General features: G+C 61.5%; 31 protein-coding genes and 1 pseudogene. 1 reads left to right on the top strand and 31 read right to left on the bottom strand.

Going from position 1 to position 22,449, the window contains the following annotated elements:
• A pseudogene (locus MJ643_RS28025) lies at positions 1-2,610 on the bottom strand (host specificity protein J); the annotation flags it as partial.
• Positions 2,611-2,739: 129 nt separating this feature from the next.
• Here MJ643_RS28025 and MJ643_RS28030 point away from each other — a divergent pair.
• On the top strand, positions 2,740-2,967 hold the full coding sequence (locus tag MJ643_RS28030; protein WP_247727168.1) for a hypothetical protein: 228 nt from the start codon (positions 2,740-2,742) through the stop codon (positions 2,965-2,967).
• Positions 2,968-3,225: 258 nt separating this feature from the next.
• Here MJ643_RS28030 and MJ643_RS28035 read toward each other — a convergent pair whose 3' ends face one another.
• The 30 genes from MJ643_RS28035 to MJ643_RS28180 all read right to left on the bottom strand — a co-directional run.
• On the bottom strand, positions 3,226-3,810 hold the full coding sequence (locus tag MJ643_RS28035) for a tail assembly protein (protein ID WP_247727183.1): 585 nt from the start codon (positions 3,808-3,810) through the stop codon (positions 3,226-3,228).
• Positions 3,811-3,860: 50 nt separating this feature from the next.
• On the bottom strand, positions 3,861-4,205 hold the full coding sequence (locus tag MJ643_RS28040) for a hypothetical protein (RefSeq protein ID WP_247727169.1): 345 nt from the start codon (positions 4,203-4,205) through the stop codon (positions 3,861-3,863).
• 33 nt (positions 4,206-4,238) lie between these two features.
• The gene (locus tag MJ643_RS28045; protein ID WP_247727170.1) at positions 4,239-4,994 is read right to left on the bottom strand and encodes a C40 family peptidase; all 756 of its coding nucleotides are present in this window, start codon (positions 4,992-4,994) and stop codon (positions 4,239-4,241) included.
• A 2-nt stretch (positions 4,995-4,996) separates the two neighbouring features.
• Entirely contained in the window at positions 4,997-5,746 is a 750-nt protein-coding gene (locus MJ643_RS28050; protein WP_247727171.1) for a phage minor tail protein L, read from the bottom strand.
• The gene (locus MJ643_RS28055) at positions 5,743-6,081 is read right to left on the bottom strand and encodes a phage tail protein (protein ID WP_247727172.1); all 339 of its coding nucleotides are present in this window, start codon (positions 6,079-6,081) and stop codon (positions 5,743-5,745) included. Before MJ643_RS28055 ends, MJ643_RS28050 begins: the two co-directional genes overlap by 4 nt.
• Positions 6,081-9,389 (bottom strand): phage tail tape measure protein, encoded by a 3,309-nt coding sequence (locus MJ643_RS28060; RefSeq protein ID WP_247727173.1) that lies wholly within the window; start codon positions 9,387-9,389, stop codon positions 6,081-6,083. Before MJ643_RS28060 ends, MJ643_RS28055 begins: the two co-directional genes overlap by 1 nt.
• 41 nt (positions 9,390-9,430) lie before the next feature.
• Positions 9,431-9,667: a hypothetical protein gene (locus MJ643_RS28065; protein ID WP_047595611.1), complete on the bottom strand. Its 237-nt coding sequence runs from the start codon at positions 9,665-9,667 to the stop codon at positions 9,431-9,433.
• On the bottom strand, positions 9,664-10,008 hold the full coding sequence (locus tag MJ643_RS28070) for a hypothetical protein (RefSeq protein ID WP_047595610.1): 345 nt from the start codon (positions 10,006-10,008) through the stop codon (positions 9,664-9,666). The genes MJ643_RS28065 and MJ643_RS28070 overlap by 4 nt, the downstream gene beginning before the upstream one ends.
• Before the next feature lie 38 nt (positions 10,009-10,046).
• A complete protein-coding gene (locus tag MJ643_RS28075; protein ID WP_047595609.1) occupies positions 10,047-10,547 on the bottom strand; it encodes a hypothetical protein in 501 nt (166 codons plus the stop codon).
• A gap of 55 nt (positions 10,548-10,602) precedes the next feature.
• On the bottom strand, positions 10,603-10,989 hold the full coding sequence (locus MJ643_RS28080; RefSeq protein ID WP_047595608.1) for a DUF3168 domain-containing protein: 387 nt from the start codon (positions 10,987-10,989) through the stop codon (positions 10,603-10,605).
• Entirely contained in the window at positions 10,982-11,557 is a 576-nt protein-coding gene (locus MJ643_RS28085; RefSeq protein ID WP_247727174.1) for an HK97 gp10 family phage protein, read from the bottom strand. Before MJ643_RS28085 ends, MJ643_RS28080 begins: the two co-directional genes overlap by 8 nt.
• 3 nt (positions 11,558-11,560) lie before the next feature.
• Complete coding sequence (locus MJ643_RS28090; protein ID WP_197080549.1) at positions 11,561-11,737, bottom strand: hypothetical protein; 177 nt, start codon at positions 11,735-11,737, stop codon at positions 11,561-11,563.
• Between the two features lie 8 nt (positions 11,738-11,745).
• A complete protein-coding gene (locus MJ643_RS28095) occupies positions 11,746-12,072 on the bottom strand; it encodes a phage head closure protein (RefSeq protein WP_247727175.1) in 327 nt (108 codons plus the stop codon).
• Positions 12,069-12,410 carry a head-tail connector protein gene (locus MJ643_RS28100; protein WP_247727176.1) on the bottom strand — a complete coding sequence of 114 codons (342 nt, stop codon included), beginning with the start codon at positions 12,408-12,410 and terminating at the stop codon, positions 12,069-12,071. The genes MJ643_RS28095 and MJ643_RS28100 overlap by 4 nt, the downstream gene beginning before the upstream one ends.
• A 4-nt stretch (positions 12,411-12,414) precedes the next feature.
• On the bottom strand, positions 12,415-12,945 hold the full coding sequence (locus MJ643_RS28105; protein WP_247727177.1) for a hypothetical protein: 531 nt from the start codon (positions 12,943-12,945) through the stop codon (positions 12,415-12,417).
• A gap of 48 nt (positions 12,946-12,993) precedes the next feature.
• Positions 12,994-14,187, bottom strand: coding sequence for a phage major capsid protein (locus tag MJ643_RS28110; protein WP_041506006.1), 1,194 nt, complete (start codon positions 14,185-14,187; stop codon positions 12,994-12,996).
• Positions 14,184-15,047: a head maturation protease, ClpP-related gene (locus MJ643_RS28115; RefSeq protein WP_247727178.1), complete on the bottom strand. Its 864-nt coding sequence runs from the start codon at positions 15,045-15,047 to the stop codon at positions 14,184-14,186. The genes MJ643_RS28110 and MJ643_RS28115 overlap by 4 nt, the downstream gene beginning before the upstream one ends.
• A 3-nt stretch (positions 15,048-15,050) precedes the next feature.
• On the bottom strand, positions 15,051-16,361 hold the full coding sequence (locus MJ643_RS28120; RefSeq protein ID WP_247727179.1) for a phage portal protein: 1,311 nt from the start codon (positions 16,359-16,361) through the stop codon (positions 15,051-15,053).
• A gap of 150 nt (positions 16,362-16,511) precedes the next feature.
• Positions 16,512-18,200, bottom strand: coding sequence for a terminase large subunit (locus MJ643_RS28125; protein WP_247727180.1), 1,689 nt, complete (start codon positions 18,198-18,200; stop codon positions 16,512-16,514).
• A complete protein-coding gene (locus tag MJ643_RS28130) occupies positions 18,197-18,742 on the bottom strand; it encodes a terminase small subunit (RefSeq protein ID WP_247727138.1) in 546 nt (181 codons plus the stop codon). The genes MJ643_RS28125 and MJ643_RS28130 overlap by 4 nt, the downstream gene beginning before the upstream one ends.
• Positions 18,743-18,901: 159 nt before the next feature.
• Complete coding sequence (locus MJ643_RS28135; RefSeq protein WP_047595602.1) at positions 18,902-19,240, bottom strand: HNH endonuclease; 339 nt, start codon at positions 19,238-19,240, stop codon at positions 18,902-18,904.
• Complete coding sequence (locus MJ643_RS28140) at positions 19,240-19,398, bottom strand: hypothetical protein (RefSeq protein WP_196304910.1); 159 nt, start codon at positions 19,396-19,398, stop codon at positions 19,240-19,242. Before MJ643_RS28140 ends, MJ643_RS28135 begins: the two co-directional genes overlap by 1 nt.
• An 11-nt stretch (positions 19,399-19,409) precedes the next feature.
• A complete protein-coding gene (locus MJ643_RS28145) occupies positions 19,410-19,634 on the bottom strand; it encodes a hypothetical protein (protein ID WP_047933909.1) in 225 nt (74 codons plus the stop codon).
• Position 19,635: 1 nt separating this feature from the next.
• Positions 19,636-19,932 (bottom strand): hypothetical protein, encoded by a 297-nt coding sequence (locus MJ643_RS28150; protein ID WP_047933910.1) that lies wholly within the window; start codon positions 19,930-19,932, stop codon positions 19,636-19,638.
• 57 nt (positions 19,933-19,989) lie between these two features.
• Positions 19,990-20,271 carry a phage holin family protein gene (locus MJ643_RS28155; RefSeq protein ID WP_029886756.1) on the bottom strand — a complete coding sequence of 94 codons (282 nt, stop codon included), beginning with the start codon at positions 20,269-20,271 and terminating at the stop codon, positions 19,990-19,992.
• Positions 20,272-20,646, bottom strand: coding sequence for a putative holin (locus tag MJ643_RS28160; protein WP_047933913.1), 375 nt, complete (start codon positions 20,644-20,646; stop codon positions 20,272-20,274). It lies immediately after the preceding gene.
• Positions 20,647-20,709: 63 nt separating this feature from the next.
• A complete protein-coding gene (locus MJ643_RS28165) occupies positions 20,710-20,967 on the bottom strand; it encodes a DUF2513 domain-containing protein (protein ID WP_047933915.1) in 258 nt (85 codons plus the stop codon).
• 134 nt (positions 20,968-21,101) lie between these two features.
• Positions 21,102-21,788, bottom strand: a complete 687-nt coding sequence (locus MJ643_RS28170) for a hypothetical protein (RefSeq protein ID WP_247727181.1) — start codon at positions 21,786-21,788, stop codon at positions 21,102-21,104.
• Positions 21,789-21,799: 11 nt separating this feature from the next.
• Complete coding sequence (locus tag MJ643_RS28175) at positions 21,800-22,117, bottom strand: hypothetical protein (RefSeq protein WP_047933919.1); 318 nt, start codon at positions 22,115-22,117, stop codon at positions 21,800-21,802.
• The coding region (locus MJ643_RS28180) for a hypothetical protein (protein WP_247727182.1) at positions 22,114-22,449 on the bottom strand (336 nt) is incomplete at its 5' end. The genes MJ643_RS28180 and MJ643_RS28175, both read right to left, overlap by 4 nt.

Here is a 22,449-nt window from a genome sequence, read left to right on the forward strand (position 1 = left end):
TCTGCTCAGCCAGCTCGGTCTTGGCGGCACCCACTCGCTCGTTCACCGAGCCAGGACCGTTCATGTCAATCAGGTCGATGCGCTTGGTCAGCTCCTGGCCCAGCTCGCTTTCGGTGATCTGGTCCTTGATCTGCTCGAGGATCGCAGTTGCATCTGCGCTGGCCATGCCAGACACCAGCGTGCCTTCAACTGGGAAGAACGGTCCAATGTTGCCGGAGCGATCCACCAGGCGCGCCCAGAAGTAGAAGCGCTGCCCGGCACGCAGGCCCTGCATCACATACTCGTTCTGCGGGTACGACAGGTCGGCCAGCTTGGTGGCCAGGCCAAGGTCAGTGCCCTCGCTGTACCACAGTTCGGTGCGCTGGGTGTCCTCGGCGCCGGCTGGGAAGCCCCACTTGATACCGATGCCGAACAGCAGGCTTTCGGTGTCGAGGAAGGTGACCGCTGGCGGCAAGCCTTCCTTGCCGTTGAGCTGGGTGAGGACAGAGCTTTTCCAGATCGAAGTAATGTCGAATGCGCTGACCGCACGCACGCGCGCCAGGTAGGCGCCGGCATAGATCCCGACAACATCCACAGAGGTTGTGCCGACACGCTGCAGGCTCACCCAGTTACCGTTGTCTTTGCGCCACTCCACGTCATAGGCGACAGCGCCTTCAACGGCCGCCCAGGCGATGGTCATGGTGCTGACCGCGATGCCTTGGTCGATCATGTGAGCAGACGACAGGGTCACGCTGGCCGGCGGCTGCACGGTGGTTACCGGAATGACGCTGATCGGGCGCTCGTCCAGCTTGGCGCCGGTGTCGATGGCTGCAAACTTGCTCGGGTTGAACTCGAGTGCGGTGATCTCGTACTCGCCCTCTTGGGTGCGAGTGGTCTTCAGCACGCGGAACAGCTGGACCGCCAGGTCGTCGTAGTCGATCGCCCACTGCAATTCAGGCTCGGGCTGCACGCCGTAGGCCGTTGTCACAGTCACTGCGCGCCCGGCGACCGACTGCACGGTTCGCGCCTGGGCGGTGCCATTCGGCAGGTTCAGGATCAGGCGGTCGCCGGCCTTGATCGGGGTGTCACGGTCCAGGGTAATCACGCGGCCCGCTGCGGCGGAGATCCGCCCACCATTCGGACGGCCCGCCACCAGCTCGTCAGCCACTGGGATGACATAGCCAGGCAGCGGAATACGGCCTTCCATGCCAGTCTTAAAGGTGACGGTGCGATCCTGGCTATTGCTCAGCAGCGCCCACTTACCGCGGCGCTGAGCTTCCGAGGCGCGGGTGCAGCCAATGGCCGAGATCTCGACGGGGCGATCCCGGTACCGGCGCTGGAGCGCGTTGTCGGTCACCGGGATCACGTCGGTGTCGTAGTTGTTGGCCGGGTTGTCATAACTGACCAGGGCCCGGCTGTAATGCGTGTTGCGCTCGGCGCCGCCATACACGAACTCGCCGTCGATGACGTTGGCCCGGGTGAAGACGTAGTCGATATCCTGGGCGCGCGGCATGTCCGCCTGCATGAACAGGGAGCCGTGAGCCCAGTACACCATGCCCCGGTAGATGGCCGACAGATCGCGCAGCAGAGTCCAGGCCTCGGCGCGGCCCTGCAGGTTCATGTCGCACAGGAAGCGTGGCTCCTGACCACCCTGCCCGTTCGGAACCTGCTGGTCGCAATATTGGGCGATGCGGTACATCTCCCACTTGTCGACCATCCACGACTTGATGCGCTTGCCCAGGCCGAAGCGATCTTCCACGCACACGCCATAAGTGACGAACGCGGGGTTGTTGGTCCAAGCCTGCTTGAAGGTGCCGTCCCATACTCCAGCGTAGGTTCGCGCAATAGGATCGTAGTTGCTCGGCACAGGCCAGCGCTTGGCCTTGCACTTCACTGTCACCGCCGGGATGTTCTGGAACTGCTGAGCATCGAACTCGATGTACAGCAGCGCGGTGTTCGGGTAGCGCAGCTTCTCGTCGATGATCTCGGTATAGCCTGCGATGGTCATCGTGTCAGCGATGGTGCCACTGTTGGCGTTCGGGGTGATGCGGCGCACGCGCCCATCCAGCCGGAGGTGGCCGCAGGCAAGTTCACGCGCACCGAGCGCTGATAGCCGTTGGTGGTCTTGCCGTCCACGGCGCCCAGGTGGGCTTCCACGTATGCGCCACCATCGGTAGCGATATCGATAGCGTACTCAATACGGTAGCCGTTGGTGTTGCCGCTGCTGTCCTGCTGTGCCAGGCGCGGCCAGGACATCCGCACGCGCACAGCAGAGAGCTGGGTGTTGCTCAATGCGCGTGAGAATGGATTGTCGCTGCGCAGCTCAACGTTGACGGTGGTCTCATTCTCAATCGACGGAATGCCCTGGATGTAATCCTGCTCAACAGTGCCGCGGCGCCACTCCCACTTCACACCCGGGAAGTTCACGTTGCCGCTGGCATCCATGATTGGCGTGTTGTCGAGGTAGATATCTCGGTCGGTGGGTTCGCCGTCGAACTCGCCCTCGCCCACGGCCAGCAGGAGCTTGCCGATGTTCGTCGACTGGAGGCTATCCGGGGCCTCCACAGGGGTCTTCGGCTTGCTGCTGCCGCCCTTGGCGCCAGCGATATCCAGGTGAGCTGATGCGCCCATACTTTCCTCCGGGCAATAAAAAACCGCCCGAAGGCGGCGTGTTTTTCTGTACAGGGTGGATGAAATTCCAGTAACGCCTAGGCGCATCGAAGTAGTAGGTTCTGACCTTTTCACAACCAAGGAGCGGTCATGTCAATCAGAAGCTTGGCTAAAAATCTTCCGAAGGATCCAGATAACGCAGGCTGGGTGCTGGGATGGGGTGTCGTTCAAAACTCCCCTTGGCGATTCATCGATATTTATGCCTCAAAGGACGCCGCTGAGGCAGAAGCAGCCGCCCGAGGCCCTGGCTATCGAGCCGAATACGGCTCCCACCGCTTGGGCTCTGACGACTTCATGGGTGGCGTGGAACAGTCTTAACCGACGCGCTCAAACCGAACTCCATGCGGCAGTTGCCAGATAGAAGAACTGCGCGAAGACCAGGCTTCCCGCAGTATTTCCGCGTGTATCCGCTTGGTGATGCACATTTGCCAATAAAACGCTCGCGGTGGACTTCATGCCCGCCGTCCAAGATCGCCACGACCGCCTCTTCCGCGCACAGCACTCCACCCTCAACTCGATACAGGTCATGGATCTTAATGCTGTAGGTTACCGGTGCCATATGCTGCCCTCGCGAAGTCATTTGTCTTGCGCCTCGATGGAGGCCGAGATAATCGCCCCACCCCAGCGGCGCTCGCCGATGCAGATAGGGACAGGGTTGCCGCTGGCGGTGGTGTTTTTGGCACTGCCGAAGGCATACGACGGTAGGTTTTCGGGTGCAGCGCTCTGGGATAACCCCGTTGACTGCGGGCTGAGCATCTGGACTACTCCGCCCAGAGTCATGGAAAGCCCAGCGTAAAATGCGGAAGGGCCCAGCCATATGGCAGACACCATCAAGGCAACGCCGATAATTGTTTGAAGAATCCCGCCGCGCTTGCTGCCGTGAACAACCGGCACAATACGAACCTCCTGGGTGCCGCGGAGATTCATTTCGTCTAGGCCAATGTTCTTTCGGTTGCGGAATATGGCGAAGCGTAACCCTAGTCCATCAAGCCGCCTGATTTCTTCCTCGAAGCCTTGTAACGTAGCTTTCAGAGCCTTGAAAGCCTCCCAGGTCTCACCGCTGTCAAGCTGTCGACGATGCGTTCGCCCGAACTTCTGAGCCAAAGACCCCGATAGTTTGATAATCGTCATTGGCCGATAACAGGCCGCTGTTGCTGCCATGATTCCTCCAGGCATTAAAAAACCGCCCTGAGGCGGTTTGCGGTAAGCGATCAAAGGCATGACCTGACGGCGCGCTCCACAGCAGACCTACCCGGCATGGCCGACCAAGGCATGCGCTGTCGAAGAGCTATTGAACTGCCTGCCGGCGTTCTGGTGATATCAAGAAGCTCGTCAGCCATGCTGCTATTCGACACCCATAGGCGATAGCCGTTTTCAGTCTCCACCATCGAGGATTCTGTTCTGGCAGCCTGCCACTTGGGGAATACGCATAAAGCATATTGCTTCGGGTCTTTCACCGTCACTGCACTAATCGAAGGATCATTGCCTTCTAAATCTGCGGTCGTCACGCACCCCGCCAGCAGCGCCAGCCCCACCGCACCGATCAGAACTCGCATGTCATCCCCTCCCTGAAAACCGGGAATGTATCATCACTTGGCATCACGGTGGCGCAGCACAAGGCGCGTCCTTTCGAGCCAGGGCCCGCCGAACACGATGATTTCCGATGGCCTGCCTAGCAGATGGTGAAGCATGAATGGGCCATGCCCGAACACCTGGGCATGCTCCTCGGGCAACTGCACGTCGACGCCAAGGTAGATGCCGGCGTGGTTCGGGTGCGCTGTGCGCCCCGCCGCCATTACGATCATGTCGCCGCGCTGCGGCTGGCTGACCTGGTAGAAGCCGGCAGCTTGGTAGGCCTGCTCGTACAGGCTCGGGCCGTCAGCTTTCTCCCACCAGCCCTCCTCCCGGGCGTACGCCGGGAACTCCAGACCCCACTCCCGCTTGTACCAGTCGGCGCAGACTTGCCAGCAGTCCCACGCGCCATGTACGAACGGCCTGCCCAGCAACGGCGTATTTCCGGTTGGGGTGATGCTTCGCAGGTCGCCTTCCGGCCACGACAGGATGTGCCAGGGCAAACCTGTGGCTTCGCACATGGCCAGATCCCGCGACGATGGCCTGCTGGTGGCGTCTGGGTGCGAGTGCACGATACCGATTATCTCGCCCAGGTCTTCGGCTGCCGCGTACTGCTCCGGCGAGATGCGGAACTCCTCAGCTGGCTCGGTGGCGGTGTTCTCGCATGGTACGTACCGGTGAGCTCGGCCCACGGCAACGATCAGCCCGCAGGACTCAGCTGGATAACGGTCCGCGGCGTGCGCTCGCACGGCGGCCAAGATGTGTTTGCGCATAATCAGCTCCGCGCGATCAGGGATACGGCCGGGAAACCGCCGAAGGGTAGCTGGTTGCCCTGGCCGTGACGAACAGTGCACCCGGTATCGAGACAGCCATTGCACTGGTCCTTAGCCGGGTCGTCAGTTGGGTTGCCGTCAAGGTCGAAGTAAGGGCCGGTGTAGCCGCAGTTCGGACCGCGGTAACCGGCGGTCATCGCCCAGTGACACAGCTGGGTCATTTGCCGGCCGATCGTCTCTCCGCCAACATCACCGGGGCTGGCCAGTTCCCACGCTACCGTGGTGCCGTTCTCGGACACCTTTTGATCGATGTACCAGACCTCGATGGCTTCCTCGGTCGGATCAGCCTCCGGGTTGCCTGCGGGGAAATTCGCCGCATCCAGATAGCGCGCCATCGTATGGCGCATGGTCAGCTTGAATTCGAGCAGGTTGTCGAAGGCCAGGCAAAGGGCGGTAATCCGTCCATTGACGTTGCCAACCGTCAGCGTAGGCCGGACGGCGGTACCGTCCGAGTTTGCCTCGATGCCGTCGATCTGCATGGGCCAGGCGCCGTACTCGTTGCCCTGCCACCAGATCGACTTGGCCGGCAGCTGATCGGCGTTAGAACCAGCGGCCGCCAACTCTTCTGGGGTATGTGGGATTGCATGACCGTGGAAGCGCAGCACGTCGGCGTCGAAGTCCGAACCGTCCAGCTCGAACAGCAGGATCTCGGAGCCAGGCTCGAGCTTCTGCAATTGAGTGATCAAGCTCATGGGTGATAGGCCCTTTCAAAGGTGGTTGTCAGGCTTGTGATACCGCCAGGCTTGCGCTGCTGACGGAACTTCTCGCAGCGGTACATGCCCAGCACGCCCTCGGCATTGGTCCATAGGAATGCCTTGGCTCCCTTGTGCCGACGAATGAAGGCGAGGATTGGGGCGATTTCCTCGCCCAGCCCGCCAAAGGTCAGATCCCAGCTGTCGATTTCGGCATTGAGCCCGTCGCTAGAGACCTGGGTATAGTTGTCGCCGAACTGGGACTTCCTTGTCCTGAGCGTGCTGTCGCCACTGGCTTCCTCATCGGGAGCCCAGGTGAATGTCTCCATCGCCATCAGCGCCTCCCGTTGCTGTTGCGGTAGCTGACGCCGCCGGCACGCCATGAAGCGGCAATCGCGCGATCAGCGACGCCCTGCATCTGCCGCTCCATGTGTTGCTGAAAAGCAGCGGTATCTAACTCCATCCCTTCAGAGCTTCGATCCTCCAGCGCTATTGCAACCGGTACGGAGACCTGCACAATTGTCGAACCTCCACCACTGCCCCCCACCATCTGCACGCCCAACGAGCCGTCCGCGCCGCGGGCAAGCGGCATGATCGCTTCGGGACCCGCCTCGCCCGCCACGCCAACGCCCCCTCCAGCAAGGCCGAAAGGGGTCGGTGTGTTGAGGATGCTGTTTGTGAAGGCGCCTCCTTTGGCGAAGAACTGCACACCGCCATCCCAGGCGCCACCCTTGGCCTGCCGGACGCCGGACCAGCTGCTGAGATAGTCAGCACCATAGCCCGCCTGAGAGGCGCCCAGATTCGAAGACACAGCACCGGCTGAGCCAGCAGTCATACCGTTGCCACTACCACCACCGAAGAGACTGCCAGCTGCGGATATGCCCATGCCGACCAAGCCGCTCAACAGTGAACTGGCGGCCTGCTGGCTGGCGATCCTGGCCATGTCCGAGATCACGCTGGTAGCGAAGTCCTTGAAGTTGGCCTTGCCAGTGATGGCGAACTCGGCCAGGGCATCGCGGGCCGTGTTGAAGCCGGTAGTGAGCATGTCATCGGTCGCGCCCGCCACGTTTGCTGCGTCCGCCTGGATGTTGGCCCAGGCACGCTTGGCGCCGTTGCGGTAGTCGCGCTGGGCCAGCAATCGAGCGTCGAAACCGTCGACTTCCATCTGCAGCTCGCGCGCCTGGTAGTCGGCCAGGTCCGCCAGGCGCTGTTGATAGGCGTCCTGGCTGAGCCGGCGCGACACATCCTCCTGCTGCTCCTCGAGCTGCCGGCGCGCCTCGGCATACTTCTGCCGCACAGCGTTCAGCCGGTCGGCCTGTTCGCGCTGGTCATCGCCCATGCCTACGCCGGCCACGTCCGCATTGATTGCGTCCTGGCGGGTCTGTAGCACCACTTCCATAGCCTTGCGGTAGGCCTCGGCGCTGTTGCGCCGGATCTCCGCCAGCTTCCTCTCTTCTTCGGCCCGTTTCTTCAACTCCGGATCGGCATAGGCCGCGTTCAAGTTTTTGATGCCGAGCTCCATCTCGGCGGCGGTGATCTTGCCGGCGGCCTGGGCCTTGCGCAGTCCCTGCACGCCATCGACCAGGTCCTCCAGGCGTTTCTTCTCCGGCAGCGCACGGTCGATGATCGCGTCGAGCGCCTTGATCTCGTCCTTCAGAGCCTTGGTGCGATCCTTGCTGCCTTCGGTGGCGTCCTTGTTGGCCTTCTTCTGCGACTCGATTGCACTGGCTGCCGACAGGATGGCCAGGCGGTCGGTCTCGGTGAGATCCGCATTTTCTGCGAGGTAGCGGTTGGCGATCTTGGTGGCATCGCCGTTGTCTTGCAGGCCGGCAAGCTGCTTCTGCAGCGTTTCCAGATAGGTCTGGCCTGCCGAACTCATGCCGACCTTGGCGGCATTGTTCGCCTGGGTGGCCGAAGTGTTCGCATCGGTGACACCGGTGAGGACTCGCAGAGTTTCCGCGATCAGGCTTGATCGCTGATCGGCGTCGCTGACGGCTCCCGCCTGGGTGATCCACTGCTGCACCGTGCTGGCCGGCAGTTGCAGCCGAGTCGCTACCTCCTGCAGCACGGGCGATAAACCCTGTCCGGACGCACGCGCCTCATTGAGGCGGTCGATCAGCCCTTGGTACTCGGCCAACTGCCGGTTGTACTGGCCGCCAGAGTCGCGCGCCGGAGCTGTCACCACAGCCGACCGGATGGACTGGGCCAGGTCGCCATAGGCGTCCTTGACCTTGTCAGCAGCATTGACCTGTTCCTGCTGCCACTTCACCAGCGAGGCTTCACGCTGGTCCTTGTTGAGCTTGGCGAACTCTTCTCGCAGCTGAGCAACCGGCTTGTGCAGATCGTCCAGGCTGACGCCCGCTTGGTCGGCGTTGTCGCTGAGTAACAGGAAGCTGGCTGCTGCGGTACCGGCAAGCAATGCTAACCCCATCGGGCCGCCGAGCGCCGACAGCAAGCCACCGGTGGCGGCGCGTGTCAGGTTGGCCTGGGCAATGGTCAGCGCCTCGGTGGAAGCCGTGAGCGCCGCCTGTTTTGGCAAGAGCTGCGTCTGAACCAGATTGAGCCGTTGCAGGCCTGTCGCGGAAGCTACCGAGGCCTCTGCCTGCTGTACCTGCGCCTGAGCATAGATGCGCTGTGCTTCGGCGCCTCGAAGTGCTGCCTGGGCGTTCTGTACCTCTGCGATGCGCTTGGCCAGGGCGGCCTTCAGCGCCATGCCAGCTTTGGCGACATAGAGGGTGAGAGCCGCAGCGCCCGCACCGCCCATGGCCACCGCCACCAGGTCGACGTTGTCGGCCAGGGCGATCAACACGCTCGACAGACCTGCGACGGCGCCGGTCTGCTCTTCCATCCCGCCCAAGAAGGTCTGGATGGCGTTGCTGATGTTCACCATCGCGTCTTGCACGCTGGTGGACATGTCAGCTGCAGCCTTGCGGTTGACCTCCACGGTGCGCAGCAGGCCGGTGTTGATGTCATCGAGCGACAGTTTGCCCTGGACACCGAGCTTGCGGATCTCTTCGGCGCTCTTGCCGGTCGCGCTGGCGATCGCGGTGACGATGGTCGGCATGGCGTCCTGAATGGATACCCAGCCATCGGCCTCAACCTTACCGGTCTGCAGCGCCTTCGAATAGGCATCCAGCGCGGAGCCGGCCTTGTCGGCAGCCGCCGCGTTGGTCACCAGCAGGAAGCTGAAGCTGTCGGTAATATCGAGCGTTTGCTGGGTGTTGAAACCCAAGCTGCGCATGACATCGGCAGTGCGAATGTACAGCTCTTGGGCCTCCGCCAAGGGCCGATAGGTTTCCTGGGCGGTGCGCAGAAGGTGCTCCTGCACCATCTGGTATTCGCCAGCACTGCCTGCGGCCGCCTTCATGCGGTCCGACATCTGCCCGTAAGCGTCAACCTGCTTGATGATGCCGCCAATTAGCCCGGCGCCGGCAACCGCAGCGAAGGCGCCACGCATCAGTGCACCAGCGCTCTCAGCCGCTACACCCGCCCTGTCAAAAGCCGAATCGACGGTGGCCAGGTTGCGGTCGATCGCCTGCGTGCTGCGCGCCACCACCTGGTCAGCGCTGGCCAACTCGCGCCGCAGCTGGGCTGTGGTCGCCTCGATCTGGACCAGCATGCCCTGGACTTGTTGATCGGCCATGCAATTCTCCAAGCACAAAAAAGCCGCCCGGAGGCGGCAAACTACTCTGGCTGACGACCTCGGAAGAAGGCCTTCAGCTTGTCGGCCACGCTGGCGGGCCTGCGCGGCACCGCAGGCTGGCCAGATGGTTGGCCCTGGCCGCGACCGGCCCAGTCGAGACGTGCGTCAAGCGCCAGCATGATTTGGGGGATGGGAGTACGCCAGGCAGTGTCAGGCGGCCAGCCAAGCCAGCCGGTGGCCACGCCGAACAGGTAGTCGACGTAGCTGCCGTTCTTCACTGCGCTGTGCTGGCCGCCTCGTCCTTTCCCTTGGCAACCACACTCGGCGGTACGGGGTTGAGCAGGGCGGTGATGAACTCGGTCAGCTGACCCGACACCTTGGCCACACCAGTGTGGAACACCTCGCCGGCGATGGCCGGGTGCTGGTCGGGCTTCAGGTCCGCGCCGGCGATCACGATGTCAGCACAGGCGGCGATGCTCATCAGCCGCATCGACTCCAGCGCCGCACGCAGCCCGCCGAAGCGGTGCTCGATGCGCAACGCTGCGTCTAGGGTCGGCTTGAGGGTGTAACTGCGGGCGCCGATCACCAAGGTGATGGTGCCATGCAAGGCTTCGCTCATGGGATTCTCGCAGTGCGGGCGGGGTTGGGCCCCGCGGGTTACGGGGTAGCCGGACCGGCCGGGATTTCGATGATGTCGGTGTTGATCGCCAGCGTGACGTTGCGCCGGATCACGTTGTCAGCCTGGCCGGCGGCTACGGTGTTGTTCATCACCTTGACGCCGTAATAGAAGGTCGTCGGCAGGATCGCAGGGGTTGCATCAGGATCACCGTCATTCAAGGTGACCTTGACGTTGTAGTTGCCCTTGGAGCGGTCCTTATGGGCAACGGCAATTGCCTTTTGGCCGGCGTCCCCACTGTCGAAGCCGACTACCATGGTCATGTTGCCAGCGTCGGCAGTGCCCTTGTACTTGCGCACGCGGCCATCATTCAACGAGGTGAAGTTCACCGGGTTGAACGTGTCGCCGAACTCGCCGAGGTCTTCGATCTCGCCCACCTGGACATAGGTGTCGGCCTCGTACTCGGTTACGGTATCAGCGCCGGTCTTGCCGCCAATGGAGAGGCGGCAGCCGGCGGCTGTATTGAGGTTGTCTTCGGCCATGGGGATTCCTCCAAAGGCACATTGGATAAAAGCCGCGGCGCGGCCGGTGTGTGATTCAATGGGTGGTGATCACGCGAACGGTGATCGAACCCTGGTAGGTGATACCGTCGGCGTCGCGCTGTGCGTCGGCCTGCTCGACCCTGACAGAGACGGCCCGACCGATTTCCAGCGGCAGGCGGCGCTCATCCAGGGCGGCGATGACCTCGCCGTTGATGCGCTTAACCTCGGCCTGGCCGACGGCATCAGACCAGACCGACAGATACAGCAGGCGCGTTTCGCGCTTGCGCCCTGAAATCGGGCTGCTGTTGACCGCGACTTCCCGGTCGATGGACACATAGGGCATATCCGCATTCAGCGGCGCGCCGTCGTAGATTGGGCAGCTGACTTCAGCCTGGAGCCTGGCGAAGATGGCCTCCTGCAGGGCCAGTGATGGATCAGCCATTCCCTACCCCCTGGCTTGCCTTGCGAAGCGTCAACCGCACCGCCGCCTCAAGATCCGCCATCACGTACTCGCGATTCACATCCAGAGACGGCCGCAGCCATGGATGAGCCGGTCTCGCCGGAATGTCAGGGTACTTACCGAAGAAGTGCTGCCCATCGGACTTGTTCTTGGTATCGCGCTGGCGGATCGAGTTGCGGCGCCCTTTCAGCTTCGACTTGTCGCGGTTGTTGGTGTGCACGCCTCCGATCGCATTGCGATCAGCTCGCTGGTACATGCTGCCGGAGTAGCCTTTGGTGCCGTACTCGATGAATCGAAGGTAAAAAAATCGCCGGTTGTCCCGCTTTCCCCTGATGCCAACTTGGGCATCCAGCCCGCTGGGAGCGACGTATACCCGCAATGCCGCAGAAGCTGCTCCAGTGTCCTTCGGGATCAGCTGCTGCTGAGTGGCCAGAACGCGCGCGGCCGCCTTTGCCATGGCCGGCTTCAGCTCGTTGTCCATCGTCTTGTGGATGTTGCGCAGCGTCCGGCGTAGCCGGATGTCACCGCGGATACTGGACCGGCGTGCCATGGCCTACTCCTTGGCCTGGGCCTTCGCTGGCTTTTCGGCGTCGGCGGGCTGATCTTTGATCTCCACCGCGTAGCCGCGGGCGATCAGGCCTTCGCCGTATTCCTTCTTCACGTCGAAGATTTCACCCTTCTCCCGCTCGCCGGAGGCGCCGGTCAGCGGGCCCAGTGCTTGAATTTTCATGGTTCACCTCATGGATTAGGTACCGATGAGCAAACCAGCCTCATCAGGGTGTTTTCGTTGTCAGGCAAGACAGCTTCGACCTGGTAGGTGACACCGCGGCGCGTCAGCCGCGATCCGGCCACGATGTCAGAGCGCGGCCTAGCGATGATCTCGGCCGTAACAACAGCATTCAGCTTTTCAGCAACGGCTGATACCCGACCAGTTGGAGTTCGCACCTCACCCCACATTTCTGGGCGAGAAGCAGGAAGCCAGGTAACTACGGCGCCCCCGGACTTATTCCGCTCTTCATGCCGGAGGGTCACCTTGAACAGATGACGCAGCGGACCGGCCCTCATACGCCCCACCCGATCCGATGCGGAGTCAGGAGCGCCACCGATCCTTTCGGAAGTTCGGTGGCAATGGTCCCGATCACAACGTCCTCGCGGTTTGCGTAAAGGTGGCCGAGGATCAGCAAGCAAGCGGCCTTGATCTGCTTGTTGCAGACCATGGGGGACTCGCCAGCATCCCCGGCGGCGACAGCCTCATCAAGCGCCTGATGGTCGGCGTAGAAGCGCCGATTCAGATAGTCCATCGCCTGCCCTTCTGCCGCCTCGATCAGGAGTTCCAGGTAATCGTCATCGTCGTCGGGATCCCGCAGATGATGCCGAGCCATGGTCATGCTGATGACCGGCATATCGTCACTCCTTCAGCGGCTCATGTGATGCCAGCTTGCGCTGTACCAGCTCCTCTGCATGTCGGCGTGGCACCACGTAAGCGGGGCCGCCACGGCGACGCAGTTCGCCCTCATCCATGTAGGACCGCATCGGGTAGACCTGAAGAGTTGCCGGATTGGGGTTAGCCGAAACCTGATCCTCTCCAGCCGACTGAGCGTGTTCGTCGGCGTTGTCGGACAGGTCCGGTCCGTTCTGACCCGCGCCTTCCGATGCTCCCGCTTCCGTAGCGGAGGCTTCGGCACTGATGCTCAGGTCGCTCGCCGAGACGCTCGATCCAGGACCGGAGTCTGTCGGTGCTTCTGGCAGTGCCTGCTCTGCGCTCTCCCCCGAGCCTGGATCAGTTTCAGGAGCGTCCAACTCACCAGGATTTGGCGAGGCTGCGACACTAGGCGAAAGGGCCAAAGCCCCATCATCAGGCTGGCTACCGCCGGTTTCAGTGGTCGAAGCATCCTTCGGCTCAACCGTGGACTCTGGTTTTTCCTGTTTACGTGCCATAGGAGTACTCCAGCAGAGCGCCATTACTGGCGCCGCCTTACGGAAGGTTTAGGGGGTGACGGTGGTCAGCGGACCGGTGACGAAGGCCTCTTCGCGGTAGATGGCGAATGCCAGCCGTTCCTCTGCGCGGATCGTCGCCATGTTGTTCTCGAAGTCCTTGTCGTTCTCGGTCGAGATCAGCACTTCGATTTCCATGCGGTCGAAGATCTGAGCTCCGAGCTTGAAGGCACCAACCAGGAAGTCGTTCTGGGTCATGGCCTGAGTCGAAACCACTGGGCGATTCCAGAGTTTCGCGTTGGTGCCTTCCTGGGGCTGGCCGATGATGTAACGACCCTCGCCGTCCTTGGTCAGCTCGATGGCCGCCCAGTCGATCGGGTTAAGCACGATGCCGTCGGATGGGAACTCGGCCAGTTCGGCCTGCAGCAGCGCCAGGCGGAGGCGGTCAATGCGCTGTTCGCCGACCACCGCCACGCCTGCCGGCGCCGCGTACAGCTGGGCCACGGTCATCAGGCCCTGCAGGTTCGCGCCGGTACCGTTGCCATAGAGCAGCTGAGCTTCTTCCGCCATGGTCAGGCCATAGCGCGCTCGGCCGTCGATGTAGCTCTGCAGGGCCTTGGCGTCATCGAGCATCTGGCGGCTCGCTTTGAAAAGGTGGGCGATGGTGCGAACGTTCGCAGTCGCCAGTGCGAAGGTCAGGTCGGAGTACGGCTTGGCGGTGTTCTCCGCGACGGTTCGCGCGCTGTTGGTGAAGCCGGTCTCGCGGATGTACTCGATCGAATTCGATTCCGTGGTGCCAGGCGCCACCAAGTCGCGGATGGTCAGTCGGCGTTGCGGCGGAGCAATGATCCCCGGCAGGCGCTGAGTCTGCACCAGGTCGCCGCCGGTTGCGGTGGTGATAGCGGCCCGCGGCACCGAGACGCGACGAGAGCCACGGAAGGACGAGTTCATGTCCTTCATCTCTTCGCTTTCGATCACGAGCGCACCAACCGACTTCTGAGGCTCTTCCTGGCGGTTGCGGTCGCGATTGGCGTTCACCAGCTTCTGCTCGGCCTCGCCCAGGCGTGCCTGCAGCTCGCCTTGCTTGGTCAGCAGTTCATCTACCTTGGCACGGGTCTCGGCATTCATATCGCCGGAGGCTTTGATTTGCTTTTCAGTGGCCTCGGCCTGGGCCTTGATCTGGTCGCCGATGCCTTTGAGGCTAGCGGTAAGTTCGAGGTACTGCTTTTCGTAGTTGTCGCTCATCGCGAAGTTCCTTTGAGAAGATTGGAGATTTCAGCGACCTGGGCCAATGAAGCCGACAGATCGGGAGCGACAGCGCTTGGCTTATCGGTCGGGACAGCGTTATGCGTGCCCCCGCCGGTAGCGCGAGGCATACCGGACTTGAAATTGGCGAACAGTTCGCGGCGCTCTGAGCGGGGCATTCCGGCCTTGGCCAGCGCGACGTCCATGGCCTTGAGCGCATTGCTCTGCGCCGAGTCTTCGGTCTCGCGCTCGGTGATCTCGGTTGACGACAGGACGCTGGTGGCCAGGCCCAGCTCCACAGCGCGCTTGCCGCGGATGAAGGTCTCGTCATCCATCAGTTCGGCCATATCATCGACAGGTTGGCCGCTGGTTTCGGCGTAGAGGTCGGCCATCGCGGCATCGAACTCCTGCATGTCATCAGCCACATCACGCAGGTAATGACGGTTGCCCGCGAGGAACGTCCAGCAGTTGTGGATCATCAGGAAGGCGCTGCTGGCCACCTGCCGATCGCTACCGGCCAGGTAGATGATCGATGCGGCGCTGGCTGCCATGCCGAGCACTTTGGTGGTGACCTTGTGGCTGTGTTCCTTCAGACGGTTGTAAATGGCGATGCCTTCGAACATGTCACCGCCAGGCGAGTTGATGTACACCGTCACGTCCTTTTCACCGATAGAGCGAAGCGCAGCATCGATTCGCTTGAGGGTCACGCCCTCGCCGTACCAGTCCTCGCCGATCACGCCATACACGGTGATGGTGTCTGAGGTGTTCTCGACAGCCGCCTGGATTGCCGGATTCCACTTTTCGAGCGCGCGCGGGCTCATCTCGCTGCGCAGGCCGCGAGACTGGATCTTGTGTTTCATGGGTTACTCCAGAGGATTGCTGCCGGTTTCCTGCAGCCAGGCTTTCAGTGCGTCGCGAGCGGTTTGTCCGTCGTTCTGCTTGCCAAGTTGATCGAGGGGTACCAGGTTGGATTGCACGGTCAGCACATCCCCTCCGGGCATACTGGGCAGGTTCTCCTTGCGCCGCCCCTCGTTGCGGGTCATGTAGCCGTTCTGGCCCATGGTACTCAGATAGGCTGCGCGCCCGGAGCTGTCGGCCCGCAGAAACGCCTCAAGCGAGAATTCCGAATAGAAGTTGATCCGGTCTACCGCCGTCATGCACCACTTGTTCACGCATTGCTCAATCGGCGCCGTGAACGACATGATGCAGTAGGTCAGGAATGCAATCTGCTGCTGTTCCAGTCCAGTGCCCCAGTTACTTCCCTTGTCGGTCTTCATCACCATCCAGGGCGGGACGCCGAACCATCGACAAATCTCCTCAATGCTGTGCCCTCTGGACTCCAACAGCTGCGCATCGGCGGGGTTGATGCCAATCATCTCCGGCTTTACGCCTTGCTCGAGCACCGGGCTCTTGCCGGCATTCAGTGCTCCGGAAATAGTCTGCACGTACTCTCGAAACTCGACGCGCTGAGCTTTGTTCAGAGTCTTGTCCACCGAGAATGCGACCGTGGGCATCATGCCGTTGCGGAAGGTGCTGTTGGCCGCGTCGTCAGCCGACATCGCCGAGCCGAACACATCAGCACCGTACCGAATAGCAGAAAGACCAACCCGACCATCCAGGGTAAAGGCTGGGATATGCAGCATGTTCTGCCGTTCGATCTCCCGGCGCGCGCCCTTTCTTGGCCTGAAGAAGTATCTGATCCGGTCATCATCATCGAGCTCAAGGTCTATTCGAGACGGCATCAGGAAGTCCAGGGCAATCACGCGCCCTGCAGAGCGGTGGATCTCGCAATAGGCATTGCCCCACAACAGCATCGAGGCAACCACTGCCTGCCAGAAATGGAAGGCAGCCATGTCTTCGTTGGGACTGGTGTGCACCACGTCGTACAGCGGGAAGTCCCGGGCACTCTCGCGACTGCCATCAGGCATCCGCCGGTAGATGCTCAGCGGCAAGCCGGCCACCGAGGTAGAGATGATGCGGACGCAGGCCCACACCGTGGAAAGACGCATCGCCTTGTCCACGCTGACCGACTTGCCACTACTAGACTGAGAGCCCAGAAAGGCGCTCCAAAAGCCACCGTCCGACAGTTTTATGCTCTTGCCCAGCCATTCACTCATACTGGCCGACGGCTTGGTAGCTGCCGCGCCCAATGCCTGAGATAGGGTTTTAATCACTGGTCAGCCCTCGGCGAAGGAAGCCAGCGATACAGAAGAAGCTCAGCGACCCCGCGAGCAAGGCCCAGCCAGTACCAGCCAGAATCCATACCCCGGCACATGCCAGGCAGAAACCCACCAGAGCGCAGGCGATGAAAATGTGAAGTGCGTTCATGCGATCAGTGGGTCCCGGATGCCAGCCATGAAGTTTTCCATGCCGCCCAGCCCCTCTGGATTGAGGGCCATAAGCGTCACAGCGTTGAAAAGAGCCATCAATGGGTCGATCTTTGCCGAGCCGCTGGCCTGTTTGGTGATCAATATCGAGTTGCCCCTGGGTTCGACTTTGGCGTTGCCGCAGCACCAGGCCATCATCGGCTGGCCACCGTGCAGCAGCGTGCCCTCGGCCAGTTTCCGCTCGGCGGTCTTGATCGCCCCGCCCAGGCGCCAGCCCTGCGAGATGCCGTCGATCTTTTCGCGCGGGATACCCACAGCCTCCAGCGCATCGAGAATCGCTCCGACGCCGGCCGGGTCCAGCCCAACCTTGTCCAGCAGACCGGCCTGCTCGACCTGCGCCACCAGCTGAGCCACCTCCTCGATGTCATCGCCAATACGTTCCACCAAGGTCAGATGGCCATCCTTAGCGAAGTCACGGATACGTGGCGCTTCGGCTTTTCGCCGCTCAAGCACCGAAGGGTGAGCCCAGGCGTGGGTCCAGCTCAACCAGCGACGGGTTCCCTGCTCACGCCCTACCGCGGCCAAGCCCAAAAGGTCATCCAAGCCGCCGCCGTCGATGCCGATATCGATCACCTCGCAGCGTTCAATCAGATCCTCAAGTGTGCGACATAGCTCGGAAGCCTGAACCTCCCAAAAGTCTGCACCCGCCCAGCGATCCGAGAGCAGCGCTAGGCCGATCTCGACGTTGAGGTGCTTCGCCAGGAAGCCCCGGAACGACTCCTCACCATCCAGCTGCGCCTGCGCATAGCCGCGCTCGATAAACGGCTCGTCAACCGACAGCCCCAGGTTGGGGTTGGTGATGTAGGCGTTGGAGAAGTCCCGGTGCGCGCCAGCATCAAGCATCGCTTTCGGGAACTCGTACAGCACCGGCAGAAAGGACTTGTCGACGATCTCGCCGTCCCGAACCTTACGGGCGTACATCAGCTTTTGCCGGAACACACCGGCCGGCGGAGCATCGGACTGGGTGGTAGCCCAAATGATGAAGCCCTCAGGCCGTGACGCCAGGCCACCGGTGGCCTCTCGTAGCATCGCTTCGGCGTTAGCGCGTTTGCCGAACACCCATAGCTCATCGACAAACACGCCGATGGCTTTCTTGCCTGACACCGTCTCGCTGTCAGCGGCAACCACCTTGAGCGTGGCGTTGGTCTGGCGATGGGTCACGGTACGCAGGTGGTCTTGCACCTTGAGCAAGGCATCGAGCTCCTCATCCGCTCGCACCATGTCGCGAATCGGGATGTAGGAGTTGTCCGCGATCTCCTTGGTGGGCGCCAGGATGATGAACTCCCCGGATGGGCGCCAGTTGAGGATCAGTGCCGTGAGCATGATCCCGGCAGCGATCGTCGACTTCCCGTTCTTTTTGCTGATCAGCAGCATGAACTCGCTGACGAGGCGCCGGCCTTCGTCCGGATCGTAAGCTCCGAAGATCGCCGCAACGAACTGGTTAACCCAGTCGCGCACGGTCTCGGACATCAGCGGACTGCCGGTGGCATCGACCATGCGCAGCGCGCCAAATACATCAAGAGCTTCTTCTGCTTCGGTGGGGAACAGCGGCTTGAAGGGAATTAGGCTCTGGCGCGCAACGATGCGCTGCTCCCAGTCGGGGCATGCGGTTGTCCAGTTCATCATTTCACCGACCGCAGCGGACCGCGCCGAGCGCCGAACTTACCGGTGGCAGCCTCGGCGGCCTTCTCCTTGGCCTGGTCTTTCTTGCCGCTCTCCCCTTTGCGCGGATGCACGAACGGCATCAGGGCCTTGGCTGCATCAACTCGGAGCTTGGGCTCGCTGCCCAGGTCGTTCATCACCGAGAGCAGGAAGTCCTTCGGATCGCGGTGCAGTAGCGCCTGAGTCAAATCAAAGCCAGCCGGCTCGGACTCCGGTTCATCGTCAGCTACCTGAGCCGAATCTGGCGCCTGCTCGGCCTGATCAGAGGGCTTCGCGGCGGGCTTGGCTTTAACATGCGCTTTAACATCGCCTTTAACATCTGGCGGCATCAGGCCCAGGGCGCGGAGCTTGAGTAACTCAGCCGCCACATCCTTGTCCTTCACCAGCCGAGACCCCGCCGCAGACGCTGTCTTCTCGGAATAGCCAGCCGCCACGGCAGCGTCCCGATTGGACGCACCTTCCCTCAGCGCAGCGATGAATGCGCGCTTGCGGGATGTTAAAGCCATTTAACAAAAATCCTGTGGGGGAAAAAAATCTGTACGTGGGGTCGGTGGCGGTCTAGCTAGATGAGAATCCCAAGCTTTTGCCCCCCCTACCCCTTTCGCGGCACGTCACTGGCATGCCTCTACATCGCCGTGCGCGGGTTTCGACGATCCGCTGACGCCTCAGCCACCCAGTCCCGCCGCCTCCTCGGCCTGCTTGACGGAGTCGTGGCAAAGCTTGCAGAGGCTCTGCCAGTTGGTCTGATCCCAGAAGAGAACCTTGTCTCCACGGTGAGCAACGATGTGGTCGACAATCCCGGCGGCAGTTGTGCGACCGTTCCTCTCGCAGTAGATGCACAGCGGGTTATCACGCAGATACTGCTCTCGCGCCTTCTGCCATCGATAGTCATAGCCACGCTGGGAGCTGGTCATGCCGCTTCGCCAGCTGCTGGGTGTGACAACCTTGACCCGTGAGCCTGCGCTCTCCTTGATGCGAGAACCGAGCGTCTTGAGCCTGGCCATCAGCGCACCTCAACCTTCAGGCCGCGACCGACCCAGTAGGCGATCCGACCAGGGTTCGGATCGCACCCTGTGACCTGCGCCATTGCCAGCACGCCAGCCAGGTAGTACTTCAACCACCAGCGATGACGGCAAACGATCGTTGTATACACCCTAGCCATGCCGGTGCTCCTCATCTCTTGTACCAAGTCATCTGATAGCACCGCGCATCAGGCGGCACCTCGGCGATCGGCCAGCGCAGGCAGTCCATGTGCTTTCGCTCTGGCCTGGTGCGGCTCACCCTCAGCGTCTGCACCAGGTAGGCAGAACCGGCAGCAGTGGTGATGTAGTCGCCAACCGCGATGCCATCGGCGCCGTCCATATACAGCTTGCAGGGCGTAAAAGGCGGCTTGGTCATGTCAGCAGATCAGGCTAGGGATAGGCTGGCCTTGGTCCGCGACCCTGGTGGTCAACTTCGTTACGGCTTGGGCCTGGGCTGGGCCGGAGCCACCGACGTGAAAGCCGTACTGCGGCGTCACCTTCACGAAGACCGCCTGCAGATGCTCAATGATGGACTTCCACTGCTCAGGCGTTGGGCGCTCGCCACCATTCAACTCAGCGAAACCGTTGAGCCAGTAAGCGAACTGCTCGGGCGTCATGCGCGGCTGAGTCGGCTGTGAGATGTTCGCGCTGGTGATGGTAGTAGCAAGTGTCATGGGATTACCTCAACTGTTCGCGCCACGAAACGGCGCAACTCGAATTTGTGGCGCGGGTCAGTCCACTCGCACAATCTTGGCGACGTTCCCCTTAGCCCGGCACACCAAGATGGCGGCCAGTAGGTAGAACGCGGTGTTGAACCAGGACACGTCGGCGAACTCGTCATGGAGCACCATGCGGCCAATGAGACTGACGCACTGCATGCCGGTGACCGCGCAGGCCGCCCAGGCCATCAGGGAAACGCCCAGCTTGTAGCGGGCATCGGGGTATGGCCGATAGCGCAGGCCGATCATCACGAAGATGACGGCGCACAGGGCGGCCTGGATGACAGCAACCATTCAACCCTCCTTCCTGGCTCGCAGGCGGAAGACCCACTGCAGCCAGCTCGGCATGCGCCCGGTTTGCATCCACTCCAGCAAACCGGAGAAAGTGACCACGCACAGAACACCGCAGACAAAGGCGCTGAAACCGGCGGTCTGGGTCCAGGCCCGGCCCATCAGTTCAGCCGCACCGAAATAGCCACCGATCCAACCGGCCAGAAGGTAGCCGACGCGACGCCAGGTGCTGATGTCCTTGGCGAACACCACATAGAAGAAAGCCCCGCCGAACGCGCCGACCAGGGCAGCAAGATCCAGCTGAGGAAATGCAGCACCCAGGCCGACGCTGGCAAGTACGCCGGTCACTGCGAGGGCGCCGGTACTTGGCTCGGCCATAAGCACTGCTCCATAAAAAAGCCCCGGCATTCGCCAGGGCTCTGTGTCGATAGAGAACTAGGATCAGCTTTCTTTGTTCAGCCGATCCAGCAAGTCATGACCGCTCCAGGTGAGCTTATAGCAGTCGGAACCGGCAAGTGAGGGCTCACGCCGGACAAAACCCCCACCCGTAAGTAGATCCAGTTGGTATTCGAATGAAGCAGAATCCGAGACGGTAATGAACAAGCCATCGCGCAGCTCATCACGCCGAACACCGCTAGATGGAGAGTTCTCCTCCAGCCAGCCCAGAACTCTCTTGACCAGCTTCAAATCACGAAACATCTCATCTTTCCTTGAATACAGATATAACAAAGCCCGACACTAAGGCCGGGCTTTCGAGAGTCAGTCCTCAACGTGCGCAGGAATGACAGGATGGGAATAATTTCTCTCACTCTCTCACTGATGTCAATAGGCAATTATGCGGCGTCTTTGATCAGCAGGCCTTCTGCCTCAAGGATCACCCGCACCTCTCGCAAAGAGTCGTTGATCATGCCATCCAGCTTTTCCTTGATTCCGGCACGCCAGCGGTAGCGTGTGGGCTCCGATGTAGCATCTAGGTCCCAGGTGTTCATGTCGTAGAAGCTGTCCGGCAGAATGATCAAATCCTCGGCCAGAGCCTCTGCCTTTTTACGTTCAGCCTGGCCAGCGGCCAAGGCAGCATTGACCAGGTTCTCGCGGCGCCATTCAGGCGCATCCAGCGGAATATCAACCGCAACCGAGCGAGGCCCCTTGCGGCGTGCCCCCTTGAGCTTTGGGATGGCCCAAGTGGTCACGGCCTTGTAGATGAACAATTGAGGGGCCGGGCTGGCAATCAACGGCGCGATAGCCGTGATGCCCTGCAGCCGCTTTGCCTTGTTGGTGGCGTACTTCGCATTGAGTGCGCTCAAGTGCCGTGGAATGAGCAGATGATGGAGGCGCGCAGACAGCCAGTAATCAACCTGGGCCCGGTCAAAGCCGCCTGACAGGCCTCCAAGCGAAGCCAGGCAGCCACCCTCTTCTTCTGCCGACTTGTATAGCTTTTGCCATGCCTGGCCTTTCGCAGCACCTTTCTCTCCTGCCGCCAGAGCGGCAACTACTGCACCTGATACGCTGTTGTAGATCATGTCCTTCCCCCTCAATCGCCGGTGTGGTTGGTGCCGCCGGCGCCGCGCCGGTTGCTTCCCTGATATGTCGCCTCAGGCCCGGATGCCTGAGGGTTCTTCAACTGCTCGATCTGCCGTGTCGCGGCCTGCAGCTTCAGGCTGAGCTGGATCACCAGTTCATCCAGGGGCAGGGCCTCGCCAGTTGCGGCATCTACCCAGCCTGAGCCGTTGCAGTGGCCGCATGGCATCTCGTAAAACAGCTCCTTTATGACCGCTCTCCCACGGCACAAAGGGCAGTTACTCAACTCGATCACGGCCTTCTTGAAAGCCGGGCCATGGCTTTTCTTCATCCCAGCACGCTCAGCCCATGGTCAAGGATGGCTGCCCGGCATTGATCAATAGCATCGTTGAAGCTCGGCTGGACGAAGCCCTGCGAGGCATATGCCTTCCCTGGCAGGCAGACAAGAACCGACTTACGGGAAGCCTGCCAAGCCCACCAAGCAACAGCCGTTTCACGATGAACAAACCCGCCTTCACACCATTCGAAGCGACACTCTTGGATGTTCATTCCTTCGGCTAGAAGCAGTCGGCGGTAAGCCTCGATGAACTGATCCCGGAGAGCCTCGGGCTCGGAAATATTCATTTCGAATCCTCGCTTATGGTTGATTTCGAAATTTCGCCG

Origin of the sequence: Pseudomonas sp. PNPG3 (assembly GCF_023093815.1) — a bacterium.
Lineage (GTDB): Bacteria > Pseudomonadota > Gammaproteobacteria > Pseudomonadales > Pseudomonadaceae > Aquipseudomonas > Aquipseudomonas asiatica.

Bases quoted from the DNA above. Each gene is read 5' to 3' on its own strand.
- MJ643_RS28135 (WP_047595602.1), bottom strand. From the start codon at position 19,240: ATGGCCAGGCTCAAGACGCTCGGTTCTCGCATCAAGGAGAGCGCAGGC.
- MJ643_RS28105 (WP_247727177.1), bottom strand. From the start codon at position 12,945: ATGGCACGTAAACAGGAAAAACCAGAGTCCACGGTTGAGCCGAAGGAT.
- MJ643_RS28060 (WP_247727173.1), bottom strand. From the start codon at position 9,389: ATGGCCGATCAACAAGTCCAGGGCATGCTGGTCCAGATCGAGGCGACC.
- MJ643_RS28170 (WP_247727181.1), bottom strand. From the start codon at position 21,788: ATGATCTACAACAGCGTATCAGGTGCAGTAGTTGCCGCTCTGGCGGCA.
- MJ643_RS28035 (WP_247727183.1), bottom strand. From the start codon at position 3,810: ATGGCAGCAACAGCGGCCTGTTATCGGCCAATGACGATTATCAAACTA.
- MJ643_RS28155 (WP_029886756.1), bottom strand. From the start codon at position 20,271: ATGGTTGCTGTCATCCAGGCCGCCCTGTGCGCCGTCATCTTCGTGATG.
- MJ643_RS28130 (WP_247727138.1), bottom strand. From the start codon at position 18,742: ATGGCTTTAACATCCCGCAAGCGCGCATTCATCGCTGCGCTGAGGGAA.
- MJ643_RS28040 (WP_247727169.1), bottom strand. From the start codon at position 4,205: ATGCGAGTTCTGATCGGTGCGGTGGGGCTGGCGCTGCTGGCGGGGTGC.
- MJ643_RS28045 (WP_247727170.1), bottom strand. From the start codon at position 4,994: ATGCGCAAACACATCTTGGCCGCCGTGCGAGCGCACGCCGCGGACCGT.
- MJ643_RS28110 (WP_041506006.1), bottom strand. From the start codon at position 14,187: ATGAGCGACAACTACGAAAAGCAGTACCTCGAACTTACCGCTAGCCTC.
- MJ643_RS28050 (WP_247727171.1), bottom strand. From the start codon at position 5,746: ATGAGCTTGATCACTCAATTGCAGAAGCTCGAGCCTGGCTCCGAGATC.
- MJ643_RS28085 (WP_247727174.1), bottom strand. From the start codon at position 11,557: ATGGCACGCCGGTCCAGTATCCGCGGTGACATCCGGCTACGCCGGACG.
- MJ643_RS28145 (WP_047933909.1), bottom strand. From the start codon at position 19,634: ATGACCAAGCCGCCTTTTACGCCCTGCAAGCTGTATATGGACGGCGCC.
- MJ643_RS28100 (WP_247727176.1), bottom strand. From the start codon at position 12,410: ATGCCGGTCATCAGCATGACCATGGCTCGGCATCATCTGCGGGATCCC.
- MJ643_RS28125 (WP_247727180.1), bottom strand. From the start codon at position 18,200: ATGATGAACTGGACAACCGCATGCCCCGACTGGGAGCAGCGCATCGTT.
- MJ643_RS28095 (WP_247727175.1), bottom strand. From the start codon at position 12,072: ATGAGGGCCGGTCCGCTGCGTCATCTGTTCAAGGTGACCCTCCGGCAT.
- MJ643_RS28140 (WP_196304910.1), bottom strand. From the start codon at position 19,398: ATGGCTAGGGTGTATACAACGATCGTTTGCCGTCATCGCTGGTGGTTG.
- MJ643_RS28150 (WP_047933910.1), bottom strand. From the start codon at position 19,932: ATGACACTTGCTACTACCATCACCAGCGCGAACATCTCACAGCCGACT.
- MJ643_RS28165 (WP_047933915.1), bottom strand. From the start codon at position 20,967: ATGTTTCGTGATTTGAAGCTGGTCAAGAGAGTTCTGGGCTGGCTGGAG.
- MJ643_RS28070 (WP_047595610.1), bottom strand. From the start codon at position 10,008: ATGAGCGAAGCCTTGCATGGCACCATCACCTTGGTGATCGGCGCCCGC.
- MJ643_RS28055 (WP_247727172.1), bottom strand. From the start codon at position 6,081: ATGGCGATGGAGACATTCACCTGGGCTCCCGATGAGGAAGCCAGTGGC.
- MJ643_RS28080 (WP_047595608.1), bottom strand. From the start codon at position 10,989: ATGGCTGATCCATCACTGGCCCTGCAGGAGGCCATCTTCGCCAGGCTC.
- MJ643_RS28090 (WP_197080549.1), bottom strand. From the start codon at position 11,737: ATGAAAATTCAAGCACTGGGCCCGCTGACCGGCGCCTCCGGCGAGCGG.
- MJ643_RS28075 (WP_047595609.1), bottom strand. From the start codon at position 10,547: ATGGCCGAAGACAACCTCAATACAGCCGCCGGCTGCCGCCTCTCCATT.
- MJ643_RS28160 (WP_047933913.1), bottom strand. From the start codon at position 20,646: ATGGCCGAGCCAAGTACCGGCGCCCTCGCAGTGACCGGCGTACTTGCC.
- MJ643_RS28030 (WP_247727168.1), top strand. From the start codon at position 2,740: ATGTCAATCAGAAGCTTGGCTAAAAATCTTCCGAAGGATCCAGATAAC.
- MJ643_RS28115 (WP_247727178.1), bottom strand. From the start codon at position 15,047: ATGAAACACAAGATCCAGTCTCGCGGCCTGCGCAGCGAGATGAGCCCG.
- MJ643_RS28175 (WP_047933919.1), bottom strand. From the start codon at position 22,117: ATGAAGAAAAGCCATGGCCCGGCTTTCAAGAAGGCCGTGATCGAGTTG.